Genomic DNA, 12,991 nt, shown 5'->3' on the forward strand with positions numbered 1-12,991 from the left:
GGTGTTGTCAAAATTTTGTCCAATAAGCCTCTGTAAAAGAGGCTTTTTTATGCCCAAAACCTGCCTCCGTCCCCGATCCTCCAGCACCTGTAAAGTACTAACGCACTGAAATAATAACCTGCTATACATTAAATAAATGGGTTTTATTTCTAATTTTTTTTTAGTTAAATTTGTGTTGTCGAATTGTAAGGGTTCGTAAGGATAATATTTATCCATTCGTATACATTGAGAGATGAAAATGATTAACAAATTGACGAGTATCGTTATAGCGATTGTGGGTCTCGCTATGCTTTACATGGGTGGTCAGTTGCTGATGATCGGCGGCTCACCATTTTATGCCATTATGGCAATCGGACTGCTGATTACCGCAGTTGCGCTGTTCAAGAATAAAAAGATTGCCTTAACCATTTACGCCATCCTGATGTGGATTGTTCTGGCGTGGATGATTTATGAAGTCGGCTTCGACAAATGGCAGTGGATCCCTCGCGGCGATCTGATTGGCCTGATCGGTGTCTGGCTGGCCTTACCCTGGGTGGTTCGTCCGCTGTCGAAAGCACAGAACCCTGCAAACCCTGCCAAATTCCATCCGTTCCTGGGCACCACCGTTATCATCATGATTGCCATTGTGATTGGCCTGATGTTTTACGATCCGTATCCGAAGGAAGGGAACATCACTAACCAGCGTGCGCCAGCCGATACTGACGTGGCGGGCAATGACTGGACCGCGTACGGTGGCACCAACAACGGTGCGCGTTTCTCCAGCCTGAAGCAAATCACCTCTGACAACGTCAGCAATCTGGAAGTGGCGTGGACCTACCACACCGGCGACCTGCGTGATGCGAAAGATGCGTCCGAATACACGTTCGAAGCTACGCCGCTGAAAGTGAACAACAGCATCTACTTCTGTACGCCACATAATGAAGTGCATGCACTGAACCCGGAAACGGGCGCGCTGAAGTGGAAATATGAGCCAACCAAAGATCGCTCTTATCTGCAGCAGCATCAGACCTGTCGTGGCGTAAGCTACTACGAAGCGCCAGAAGCGGCGGCCACCAATGCCGTGCAGCCAGCTGCTGTGGCTAACTCCCCAGCGATCTGCCGTAAGCGTATCTTCAACGCCGCGAACGATGCCAAACTGCTGGCGCTGGATGCCGATACCGGCAAGCTGTGTGCTGATTTCGGTAACAACGGTGTGGTCGATCTGCGTGCCAACATGGGCGAAATCCGTCCGCATGCACTGATGCAAACCGCAGCACCGCTGGTTGCCGGTAATCTGGTGATTGTTGGTGGTTCCGTGATGGATAACGGCTTCAACGCCGGCAACCCATCGGGCGTTATTCGCGCCTATGACGTGATCACCGGTCGTCTGGTGTGGAACTTCGATCCGGCTAATCCGGAAAACACCCAGCCGATTGCCGCGGGCCAGACCTATCCGCAGGATACGCCGGTTGCCTGGGGCACGCTGAGTGCTGACATGAAGAATGGCCTGGTGTATGTGCCGTTTGGTAATGCTTCCCCGGACGAACTGGGTATTGAGCGTGATGCCAACAGCAACACCGAGAAATTCCGTGACACGCTGGTGGCGCTGGATCTGAAAACCGGTCAGTTCAAATGGCGCTTCCAGTCATCCAAACACGACCTGTGGGACCGTGATAATCCCTCGCAGCCGTCGCTGCTGGACATCGATTATCAGGGCAAAAAACAGCCGGTGGTTATTCTGCCAACCAAGACCGGTAACCTGTTTGTGCTGAACCGTCTGACTGGCGAAGCGGTGTACCCAATCAATCAGGTAGATGTGTCGACCAAAGGCATTGCCGGTGAGAAGTATTCACCGACTCAGCCAGTGTCTTCGCTGAACTTCCTGCCAGACCCACTCAGTGAGAAATCCATGTGGGGCCTGACGCCGTTTGATCAGATGGCCTGCCGCATCGACTTCAAATCCCTGCGTTACGATGGCAACCCATGGACACCGGCAACGGAAGGCGGCTCGATCATCTTCCCGGGCAACATTGGTGTCTTCAACTGGGGTTCCGTTACTGTGGATCCGCAGCGTCAGATCCTGATCGCCTCGCCTGTTCGTCTGGCGTACAAATACAACCTGATCAAACGCACGCCAGAAACGGCGACCCAGCGTCTGTTCACCAAGGATGGTACGCCTTACTGGAACGAGAACTTTGATGGTGACTACGCCATCCATATCCAGCAGCTCTCCTCAAGCCTGGGTATTCCGTGTATCGCGCCACCGTGGGGCCGTATGGTCGGTGTGGATCTGAAAACCGGTAAAACCGAGTGGCTGCGCCGCGTGGGCACCACCAAAAACCTGAACACCACCTTCCTGCCGGGCCGCTTCCCAATTGGCTTCCCAATGGGCATGGTGGCACACGGTGGTCCACTGACCACAGCAGGCGATGTGGTATTCCATGCTGCAACGGCAGATAACTTCTTCCGTGCGTATGACACCAGCACCGGTAAGCTACTGTGGGAAACCGAGCTGCCAGCCGGTGGTCAGGCAACGCCGTCTACCTATATGGGCGCGGATAACAAGCAGTACGTGGTTATTGCAGCGGGTGGACATGGTTCACTGGGCACGAAAACAGGCGATGCGGTTGTCGCATACCGTCTGAAGTAATACACTGAGGGCGGAACGCCAGTTCCGCCCTGATTTACCCGCCTGATGACTTTTTCCGGTCAACCATCCCCGCCTTATTCAGAATTCATATCTTAAAAATGAGATATTGGTCACACTTTTATTGAATAAAATTCAAATAGACCTACACTATTGCGCTTTCGGACGTCTTTCTTTCATCCAGGAGCTGCACGCTATGTCTGATTTGTTAGCCGTTTCGCGCAAGGTTGCCTGGTCCAGGGTTTTGACTCTGGCAGTTGCCGCCTTCGTGTTCAACACCACCGAATATATCCCTGTTGGTTTGCTCTCTGACATTGGCCGCAGTTTCGGCCTCGCGTCGTCGCAAGCCGGCATAATGATGACCGTCTACGCCTGGATAGTGGCGTTAATGTCGCTGCCGCTGATGCTGGCCACCAGCCAGGTGAATCGCCGCACGCTGCTGATCGTGCTGTTTATCCTGTTCGCCGGCAGCCATTTGCTGTCGTTTTTTGCCTGGAATTTTGACGTGCTGCTGATCAGCCGCGCGGGCGTGGCGCTGGCGCATGCCTTGTTCTGGTCGATCACCGCGTCGCTGGCGGTGCGACTGGCACCGGCCGGTAAACGGGCTCAGGCGTTAAGCCTGCTGGCGATGGCGACCGCGTTAGCGTCGGTACTCGGCCTGCCGTTAGGGCGCGTGATCGGCCAGTTTGCCGGCTGGCGTTATACCTTCCTGATCATCGGTGCCGCCGCGTTGGTACTGTTGTGGATGATTATCCGCGTGATGCCGTCAGTGAAGTCTGAGCAAGGCGGTTCGGTGAAAAACCTGCCGACGCTGCTGCGTCGTCCGGCACTGATGAGCCTGTACGCGGTGACGGTGGCGATTGTCACCGCCCATTTCACCGCTTTTACCTATATCGAATCCTTTGTGGTGCAGGTGGCCGGTTTCACCGAAGGCTTTGCCACGCTGCTGCTGTTCCTGATTGGCATCGCCGGTATTGCCGGCAGCGTCATCTTCAGCCGGATGGGCGATCAGCGTCCTGCGCAGATGCTGACGGTGTCGATTGGGGTGATTTCGGTCTGCCTGCTGATCCTGCTGGCGGTGTCGGTCAGCGAATATGGCACCATTGCGGTCTCGATGCTGTGGGGCATGGCCTTTATGATTGTCGGCATGAGCCTGCAAATGAAGGTGCTGACGCTGGCACCGGATGCCACCGATGTGGCGATGGCGTTGTACTCCGGTATCGTCAATATTGGTATCGGTGCGGGCGCATTGCTGGGGAACAAGGTGAGCATGGATCTGAGCGTGTCCTCGGTTGGCTACATTGCCGCCATTCCGGCCATTGCTGCGCTGGTGGGTACCGTTGCGATGTTCCGTAAATGGCCATCCCGCACCGTCGAGAGCGGCCAGCAGATGGGCGCGAAGTCGGAAGCCTGAGACTCTTCTGCTTAAACAGAAAAACCACTCCATAGCGGAGTGGTTTTTTTATGCGCGAAACCTTACACCTTCACTACCTTCAGCAAATGATCCGCCAGCCGCAGGCTTAACGCCGCGCCGGTCAGCGTCGGGTTCATGCAGGAGGCCGATGGCATCACGCTGGTCCCGGCGATAAACAGGTTAGGGTGGTCGTGGGTCTGGCAGTTGCTGTCGACCACCGAGGTGTTGGCATCGTTGCCCATAATGGTGGTGCCCATAATGTGCTGACGATCCTGATAGCCGGTATCGATTTTCGACACGTCGGCATTCAGCAGACGGGCGAAATTATCGAAATCTTTTAACCCCTCGGCTTTGCCGGCATGCCAGTAATCGGTGACGCTGTAGTAAATCTCCGGCAGCGGCAGGCCAATCGCATCCTTTTTGGTTTTGCTGGGCACAATGCGGTTTTCGGCCAGCGGCAGCGTTTCAAAATCGATGGCAAAGTTCAGCGACCGCGCTGACAGGGTTTTCAGCTGTTGATCCAGCTTCGAGCCCAGCACGCCTTTTTTAATCAACCCGGCGGCATAGTCCGCGGTCGGCACGGTATTGCGCACCTTGATCTTATAGCTGGGGAAATCCTTCCTGAACGCGCCATCGCGGTTATTCAGGTACACCAGCAGCTCGGTCGGTCCCTGACCCGGCCAGACGTCCTCTTTCATCATCACGTTCATGCTGATCCCGGTATGGCCCATCAGGTTGCGGCCGACCTGATCGGAACCGTTGGCGATGCCGTTCGGATAACGTTCGGAGGTGGACATCAGCAGCAGCTTGGGCGACTCGATGCCATATGCCGCCAGCACAAAATAATTGGCGCTCAGATGATGCTCAGAACCGTCCGGCTTCTTGTACCAGATGCCGGTGATTTTCCCGGCATCATCGGCCTCGATACGATACACCACCGAATTATCCAGCAGCTGTGCGCCATGCCGTTCGGCCTCGTCGATGTGCATTGAGCCATCATATTTGGCGCCAATCGGACAGACCGGGTTGCAGTTGTTATTCCCGGCACAGACCGGACGCTTACCGTAAGGACGCGTGGCCCGTCCGTTCGGCTCCATCACCGGGTGGTAACCGCCGTTGCCTAACAGTTCCGACAGGCGCTTGAACAGGTAGCTCGGCTCCAGACCGACCATCGGAAAAGGCGTGGAGCGCGGCGGCCAGGCCTGGCCTCCGTGGCCACTCTCATCCTGGCCATCCATGCCGGAAACCCCGAGTTCCGCTTCCGCTTTGCCGTACCAGCTTTCCAGCTCGTCATAACCAAACGGCCAGTCACGACCACGGCCATACAGACTTTGCAGCCGGAAGTCGTTGGGGATCATCCGCCACAGGGCGGAACCGAAGTGCCAGGTGGTGCCGCCGACCACCCGCAGATATTTGGTCGGGTATTTCACCGGACCGGTTTGTTGCAGATACTCGCCATAGGTGGACGGCACATGCGGCAAATCGGGATAGGGCGAACCGACCCCTTGCAGCTTCATATTGGTCAGCGACATTTTGAACGGCGAATTGCGGAAGCGTTCGACAATCTCCTGGCGCTTAATGCGCGGACCGGCCTCAACGATAATCACCGATTTTCCCGCCTTCGCCAGCTGGGTTGCCACCAGACCGCCCATCACGCCGGAACCAATAATGATCACATCGGCATCGACTTTATTCATGCTGTTGCTCCTTTCTCTGTCTGCGGGTCAACGGGCTTGCTACCCCAGGAATCCGGGCCGCCGCCATAGGTCGGGACCACCAGAATCCCTTTGGTAGGCAGATACATCATCGCCTCGGAATAGGCGATCAGTTCGCTGTCCGCGCCTTCACCGACCACGCCGGTATACCAGCTGCCGATGATCAATGCCGCCGTCTGGTACAGAGCATCATCCGGCCTAACCGCCTGTAAAAAGTCATCCACATGGGCGAAATTATGCGTTTTCAGGGTGTCCGAAAGCGCAGCCAGCCGTGACGGGAAGTCAGGATAGTGACGTTGTAACGCATGATAATAGCGTTGGCTGAGGATCGGGCTGGTTGGGCGGCTGACTAAAAAGGCCGACAGGCCCGCAAAGCCGCTGTCGACGGCCTGTTGTGCTTCGGCCATTTGTGCCGGAAACAGCGAGGCGCAAACCGCGCTGGCAGACAGCACCGCCATTCCTTGCAGCAAGCGGCGACGGCTTATCCCGGCAGGCGTATTACGGTTTGCGGGCATGTTGCCTCCTGTTTCTGATCCAAATACCCATCAGGCCGAGCAACACCACAACCACTACCGCGCTCACCAACACAGCAGGACGCGTCAGCCTTACCAGCAACGGCGTGTCACCGCCTTCACGCAGGGTTTTCACCCGCGCCTCGGTCACTGTCACCTGCGGGTTGCCGTAATTTTTCAGCACATAATTGCTGACATCGGCAATCTGCCTGTCGCTCAGACGGGTAGTGAAATCGGCATCCGCTCCAAAGGCCGGCATGGAAATGGCTTCGCCGTTCACCGTCCTGTGCACGCCATACAGGATGGCGGAGACCAGGTTATCGGGATTTTCAGCGCCGGTGGCCGAGTTGTGGAACAGCGAGGGGTAACGCGCGTTGCCCTGACCATCAGGCTGATGGCAGTTGGCGCAGCTGCCGCTGAACACCGCCCAGCCAGCGTCGGCAGTGCCGCGTTGGCCACGTACCTGCTGCTCAGTTTCTGACGGCGCGCCGTAGCTGTCCCTCGGCATCACCGCGCCGTTGCTGACGGCGGGGATCTGGCGCAGATACGCCACCATCGCCTGGATATCGCTGTCAGACAGATATTGCAGGCTGTGTTCCACCGCTTCCGCCATCGGACCGGCGGCCTGAGCTTTGCCGGCAATATGCCCGGTTTTCAGGTACTGAGCCAGCTCCGTAGCTGACCAGTTGCCGATCCCGGACTGCGGATCGGGGGTGATATTGGGCGCGTACCAACTGCCGAGGCTGCCCCCCGATAAGGCCCGATCGTTTTGCTGACCCATCAGCACATTGCGCGGCGTGTGGCAGGTATCGCAGTGCGCCAGCGCGTTCACCAGATAGTCGCCGCGATTGACCTCAGCCGAGGCGCCAGGCGTCGGCGTCCAGGGTTTGTCTCCGGCAAACATCAGATTCCATACCGCCATCGAACTGCGGATGCTGAACGGGAAAGGCAGCGCAGTGTGGGTCGGGGCAATATCAACCGGTGCCACGCCATGCATAAAATACGCGTACAGCGCGTGAATATCGTCATCGCTGATTTTTGCATAGGAGGGATAGGGCATCGCCGGGTAGAGATGTTGCCCTTGCTTGTTGATCCCTTGCCGCACGGCGCGGGCGAAATCTGCCTCGCTGTAGTGGCCGATGCCATCGCTCAGTGAAGGGGTGATGTTGCTGGCATAAATACTGCCCATTGGGGAGGAGATTGCGACTCCGCCCGCCATCGGTGCACCCTGGTGAGGTGACGTGTGGCAAGCCCCGCAGTCGGCTGCGGTCGCGATAATTTTTCCTTTCGCTATCAGATCGGGCGACGGCAGCGCAGCAACGCTGGCGGCCGACAACAGGCTCAGACTGATGGCGAAAGGCAGACATAATCGTCTCACCTGACATGCTCCTTAAAAAAGAAAACGGTTTTTTTATACAGGGTGCAAAGGGCGCCTCTGCGTGCGCCTCAGGGTTAAAGCAGTTCGTAATCGTTAAAAATCAGCGGGGTCTCGCCGCCGTTGGTTAATTCGATTTTGCCTGGCTGGGTCAACATCGCATCGCCACGGTGGATCCACTGCTCTTTGTTGCGATTGGGCTGGCCGGGAACGGCGGTCAGCAGGCGGCCTTCGGTAAAGAACACCCTGACGCCGGGGCCATGCTGGGTATACAACGTGGTGCTTTCACCGGGTTGCAGCGTGACCTTCCAGCCTCTTACCGTTTTCTGATCCAGCACCTGTTGGAATGCTGGCAATGCGGGACGGGTTGCGCCGCCGAAATTCAGCGGACCGGCCTGTTTGATCTCAAAAGAAACCTGATGATTCAGCGTGGTGCCGGTATTGGTGACCTTATCGGTTTCGGATTTACCCTGATGCGCGCCAAACTTGACGTTGCCGCTTTTCATCTCGGTATCTTTGGCCGGTTTATCCGGGTAGGAGATATTCACCAGGCTGCCGTTGACGTGGGTATTCACATAATCAAGATGCTGTTCATGAAACATCGTCGACTCGCCCGGACGCAGCATTACCCGCATCACGGTGACATATTGGTTCTCAAGGATAACGTGATGGAGCGGCTCAAGATGGGTGGCAATCACCTGTTCGGCGGCCTGACTGGTTGGGATAGCGCTAAGCGCCAGCGAGCCCGCAGCGAGCAGGGCGGAAAGGGTTGAACGTTTCATAATGACTCCAGTTAGTGCAGACGCAGCCCGGCCAAAATCAGCGCGCCGGGCCCCAATGAATGTTTACTCTTCGACCATGGTCACCCAGTTGGCGCCTTTGCCTGTCGGATAGCGCCCGACCAGCGTCAGCGCACCGGTGGTCCCGTTGATGGTGTACAGCGAAAGCTGGGTGGATTTCTGACCCGACTCGATCAGGAAGCGCCCGGTTTTATCGATGGCAAATCCGCGAGGCTGCTGCTCGGTCTTGATGCTGGTGATATAGGTCAAATGCCCGTTTTCAGGATCGACGGAAAAGGATGACAGGGTACTGCTGGTGCGCTCGGTCGAGTAGAGATAGCGGCCGTCCGGCGTCAGATGCAGGTCGGCCTGCCAGATGCGCGGTTTATGCGATGGCGGCAGGTCGTCATCACCGGTCAACGGACGCGCTTCACCGCGCTGCAGGTCTTCTTTCGGTGAGACCGAGCTGACGTCTTCCACCGGCGTCGCGGTGCCATCCTTATTCAGCGTCAGGCGGGTAATGTTGCCCGCCATCTCGGTCAGGATGTACATATTCTGCTTGCCTTGCCCGTCCCGCTTCGGCGCGAGGACAAAGTGGCGCGGGCCGGTGGCGGCTTCGCTCTGAATATTGATAAACGGCGGCGTGTTTGGCGTGACGTGGCCGGTTGCCGCATCAAAATGGTACTGAAGCAGCTGGTCAGCGCCTAACAGCGTGACGTACAGATAATGATTGCTCGGATCTACCTGAATGGCATGGGCGCGTTTACCGGTGTGCACCACCTGCACCGGTTGAGCCTCGACCTGGCCGTTGCTCTGGATGCGGTTGATGCTGAACAGATCGCCGCCGTAAGAGGCGCTCAGCAAATAGTGCCCGGTTTTATCCATCGACAGATAGGCCATGCTATCCGGCAGCGGCGACTGTCCTGCTTTTACCAGCTTGCCGTCCGGCTGGATATCGAAGACCACCACGTTGTAAGGCTTGCTGCGCACCGAGACATAGAGTTTTTTCTTGTCCGGGGAAACCACGGAAGACATCGCCTTACTGCCCACCGGGAAGGTACCGGTCGGCAGCAGTTTCATCTGCTGTTTATCCAGCTGATAGCCGGTAACCGTTCCGCTGTCGGCATTAGAGACATACAGCAGGCTCTGGGCCTGACTGCCTGCACTGATCGACATCATCGAGACCAGTGCGCCTGCGTAAATACTGCGTTTCATGATCAATCCTTGCCTTTGTAGGAGAGAGGGAAGCCGCCGTCATTAGAGTTATGGGATCAGGCCTGACGGTCGGCAGGGATGGCGTTAGTCACCCCGGGCTTTTTTTTCAGCTCAAGCGGCTCAACCTTGCCCATGATGAACAGGAAGTTAAAGGCGCCGAACAGGCATATCCCACCGGCAACCAGCAACGGGATGACAAAGGAGCCGTGGCTCAGCGTCAGCATCACACCGGTGAAGGAGGCGGTGACGATGCCCGCCAGATTGCCGGCAAAGTTCTGGATGCCGCCGAGGGTGCCAACGTAACCGGAGCTGGGCGCCACATCGGCCGGTAGGGTCCAGATATTGGCGGCGGTAAAGGCCAGCCCGGCATAGGTCAGCGAGAACAGGGTGAGGATCACCGTAATGCTGTCGGTAAAGGCGGCAAACGCGATCACCGATGACAGCAACATGCCGGCAATCAGACAGGTTTTACGCGCGGTAGTCAGCGAGTAGCCTTTGCGGTACATCCAGTCGGAGGCCAGGCCACCGAGCAGGCTGCCGGGGATGCCCATCAGCGCAGGGATCGCGCCCAGCGTACCCAGTTCCTTCAGGGAGAAGCCGTGCGCCATGGTCAGATAGGTCGGGAACCAGGTGACGAAGAAGTAGGTGGCGAAGTTCATGCAGAAGAAGCCGATCATCATTCCCCACACCGTTCTGTAACGGAACAGGGCGCCGATGTGCACTTTTTCGCTCTTATCGACCACATGCACGCTGCGATCTTCCAGCAGATTCTGGCGCTCCTGCTCGTCCAGACCTTTCATCTCTTCCGGTTCGCGGTAGAACGCCAGCCAGACGCCGACCCAAATCAGCCCCAGCGCACCGGTAACGATAAACGAGGTTTCCCAGTTCCAGGTGCTGATCAGCCAGGCCACCAGCGGCAGGGCGATGGCGCTGCCCGCACGCGGACCGGCATCGAAGATCCCACTGGCGGTGGCGCGTTCTTTTTTAGCAAACCAGGAATAGACCACTTTGGCGCAGCCCGGATAGCCACCGGATTCGCCGAGTCCGAGCATCAGGCGTGAGGCGAAGATTGAGGTGAAGCCTTTACCAAAGGCGGTAAACACCGTGAACAGTGACCACCAGCCCACGGCAATCGCCAGGCCGGTACGGGCACCCACGCGGTCAATCAGACGGCCAGCCGGAATTTGCATCAGGGCATAGGTCCAGAAAAAAGCCCCGAGGATCAGACCCATGCTGGTGTCATCCAGCCCCAAATCCGCTTTAATGTGAGGTGCCGCGATGGCCAGATTAATGCGGTCTATATAGTTGATGGCGATGGCGAGGAAACAAAACGCGATCATCAGCCAGCGGACCCGTGGGTATCTACGCATGGTGAATTCCTTTATTATCTCGGTGCTTTTAAGGGCGAGGCCGGTGTCAGAGGAGGGTGCTCCGGCACGGCTCGTTGTTATCATTTGGTGAAACCAGACGCTATATTTGATAATATGATGTTAAAAGTAAGCGATTACAAAAATCAGTCAAGCTAAAAGTAAGCGCTTTCAAAATGAATCTTTGCCTGTCTGCAAACTTTGTGGACGACGTCACTAATTTCAGCCTGGAGTCCGATCATGTCCGATAAGCCTTTACCTCCGTCGAGGGTTTCACTGGAAGATGTTGCGCTGCGTTCGGGGGTCTCCACGGCGACCGTTTCCAGGGTGCTGAACGGCAGTACCACCGTCAGGCAGTCGCGCCGCGAGGCGGTGGAGCAGGCATGTGAAGAGCTGGGCTACGTGATCAACCGGGCCGCAAGAACGCTGGCCTCGCGCCGCAGTATGACCATCGGCGCGGTGGTGCCGACGCTGGCCACAGAGACCTTTTCCCGCCCGCTGGCGACCTTCCAGCAGCAGATCCACCAGTCGGGTTATACGATGCTGTTGGCGAATTCTGACTTCGATCCGGACACCGAGCTGAAGGAAGTGAACAAGCTGGTGGAGTACGGCATTGATGCGCTGATGCTGGTGGGGAATTCGCACCATCCTAAGTTGTGGGATCGGATCACCCAGCAGAATATTCCCTGTATTCAGACCTTTTCGGTCGACCAGCGCTATCCCAGCGTGGGCTATGATAATGAGCTGGCGGCGGGCGAGATGACCGCCCATCTTCTGGCGCTGGGGCATAAAAATTTCGGCGTGATTGTCGGTACGCCGCCGTCCAACGACCGCGTTTCCGATCGGATTACCGGCACGCGTCAGGCGCTGGCGGCGGCGGGTCTGAGCCTTGACGATCGCAATCTGTTTAACCGCGCGTTTTCAATGAACGATGCGCGTCAGGCGATGTTCCAGCTGCTGGATGGTCCCAATCCGCCAACGGCGGTGATTTGCGGTAACGATTTGCTGGCGTTTGGTGCGATGCGGGCGGCGGGCGAGCGTTATCTGCGTATCCCCAATGATATTTCGATCACCGGCTTTAACGACTACGAGTATTCCGAGCATCTGGAGCATCCGCTGACCACCATGCGGGTGGAGCTGGATGAGATTGGCGTGCGCGCCGCAGAGTTTTTGCTGGCGGAATTAAACGGTGAGACCGGCGTGCGCCAGACGATATTGAAACCGGAATTGATTGTACGCGGCAGCACCGGCTCGGCGCCCCGCGTGGTAAGCAAGTAACGGTCGGCTAGTTACGCCACTGCAGTCCAAAACTTTCAAACGCCTCGCGGGCCGCCGCGGTCCGCAGGCTGTTCAGCAACAGTGCAGCACCGTCTGGATTGGCGGCATCGGTAAACACCCCGCCGGAAAACGACAGCACCTTTTCTGCGCCAGCCGGCAGCGGTCCAATCACCCTGATGCCTTTCACCATCAACAGCTCGCTGATTTGCTGCACGGCGATATCCGCTTTGCCTTCCAGCAGCAGGCTGGCGGTGAATCCTTCCGGAATGGTGGTCGCTTTCGCGTTCACCTGCTGTTCTATCCCCAGGGTTTTCAGCAGCGTCTGGAAATAAAGCCCACTGGCACCGGCCAGCGAATAGCCCACCGAGCGTGCATTCAGCAGCGCTATTTTTAGCGACGCGACGCTGCTGATGTCTGGCACCCTCGCATCGGGCAGCATCGCCAGCCCCACCTGCGAATCCACCAGTTCTACCCGGCTACCCGGCACAATCCGGCCGTCGGCGATCAGCTTGTCCATCGCCGGTGCGGTCACAATGGTGCCATCGGCCCGTTCGCCGCGCGCCACCTTTTCCTCAATCACCGTGGTCGGGTTCCAGTCAATCAGCAACGGTTTATCAGCATGCTGTCGTTCCCATTCAGTCTGCAATTCAACAAAGGGTGCGCGGATTGCCAGCACGTTGAACAGGCGGATCGGAAGTGCAGAAGTCATA

10 protein-coding genes are annotated in these 12,991 nt (G+C 57.1%); 3 read left to right on the forward strand and 7 right to left on the reverse strand.

What is annotated here, in order from left to right; genetic code table 11:
• The first annotated feature begins 238 nt into the window (after positions 1-238).
• Both AC1UKS_RS10860 and AC1UKS_RS10865 read left to right on the forward strand, forming a co-directional pair.
• A complete protein-coding gene (locus AC1UKS_RS10860; RefSeq protein ID WP_482436823.1) occupies positions 239-2,629 on the forward strand; it encodes a membrane-bound PQQ-dependent dehydrogenase, glucose/quinate/shikimate family in 2,391 nt (796 codons plus the stop codon).
• 193 nt (positions 2,630-2,822) lie between these two features.
• Complete coding sequence (locus tag AC1UKS_RS10865) at positions 2,823-4,040, forward strand: sugar transporter (protein ID WP_265910548.1); 1,218 nt, start codon at positions 2,823-2,825, stop codon at positions 4,038-4,040.
• 62 nt (positions 4,041-4,102) lie between these two features.
• Here AC1UKS_RS10865 and AC1UKS_RS10870 read toward each other — a convergent pair whose 3' ends face one another.
• The 6 genes from AC1UKS_RS10870 to AC1UKS_RS10895 all read right to left on the reverse strand — a co-directional run bounded on the left by AC1UKS_RS10870 (position 4,103) and on the right by AC1UKS_RS10895 (position 11,006).
• Positions 4,103-5,737, reverse strand: coding sequence for a GMC family oxidoreductase (locus AC1UKS_RS10870; protein ID WP_482436824.1), 1,635 nt, complete (start codon positions 5,735-5,737; stop codon positions 4,103-4,105).
• A complete protein-coding gene (locus tag AC1UKS_RS10875) occupies positions 5,734-6,270 on the reverse strand; it encodes a sugar dehydrogenase complex small subunit (protein WP_482436826.1) in 537 nt (178 codons plus the stop codon). The genes AC1UKS_RS10870 and AC1UKS_RS10875 overlap by 4 nt, the downstream gene beginning before the upstream one ends.
• A complete protein-coding gene (locus tag AC1UKS_RS10880) occupies positions 6,254-7,645 on the reverse strand; it encodes a c-type cytochrome (RefSeq protein ID WP_482436828.1) in 1,392 nt (463 codons plus the stop codon). The genes AC1UKS_RS10875 and AC1UKS_RS10880 overlap by 17 nt, the downstream gene beginning before the upstream one ends.
• A 74-nt stretch (positions 7,646-7,719) precedes the next feature.
• Positions 7,720-8,424: a hypothetical protein gene (locus AC1UKS_RS10885; protein WP_482436829.1), complete on the reverse strand. Its 705-nt coding sequence runs from the start codon at positions 8,422-8,424 to the stop codon at positions 7,720-7,722.
• A 63-nt stretch (positions 8,425-8,487) separates the two neighbouring features.
• On the reverse strand, positions 8,488-9,636 hold the full coding sequence (locus AC1UKS_RS10890) for a lactonase family protein (protein ID WP_482436830.1): 1,149 nt from the start codon (positions 9,634-9,636) through the stop codon (positions 8,488-8,490).
• Between the two features lie 56 nt (positions 9,637-9,692).
• Positions 9,693-11,006 (reverse strand): MFS transporter, encoded by a 1,314-nt coding sequence (locus AC1UKS_RS10895; RefSeq protein WP_265910542.1) that lies wholly within the window; start codon positions 11,004-11,006, stop codon positions 9,693-9,695.
• Between the two features lie 237 nt (positions 11,007-11,243).
• On the opposite strand from AC1UKS_RS10895, the gene AC1UKS_RS10900 reads away from it, so the two are divergent.
• Complete coding sequence (locus AC1UKS_RS10900) at positions 11,244-12,281, forward strand: LacI family DNA-binding transcriptional regulator (protein WP_482436832.1); 1,038 nt, start codon at positions 11,244-11,246, stop codon at positions 12,279-12,281.
• A gap of 7 nt (positions 12,282-12,288) precedes the next feature.
• On the opposite strand, the gene AC1UKS_RS10905 is transcribed toward AC1UKS_RS10900, so the two are convergent.
• Positions 12,289-12,990, reverse strand: coding sequence for a molybdate ABC transporter substrate-binding protein (locus AC1UKS_RS10905; protein ID WP_482436833.1), 702 nt, complete (start codon positions 12,988-12,990; stop codon positions 12,289-12,291).
• Position 12,991: the final 1 nt, after the last annotated feature.

Source organism: Erwinia sp. AK-PDG3-5, assembly GCF_056821705.1.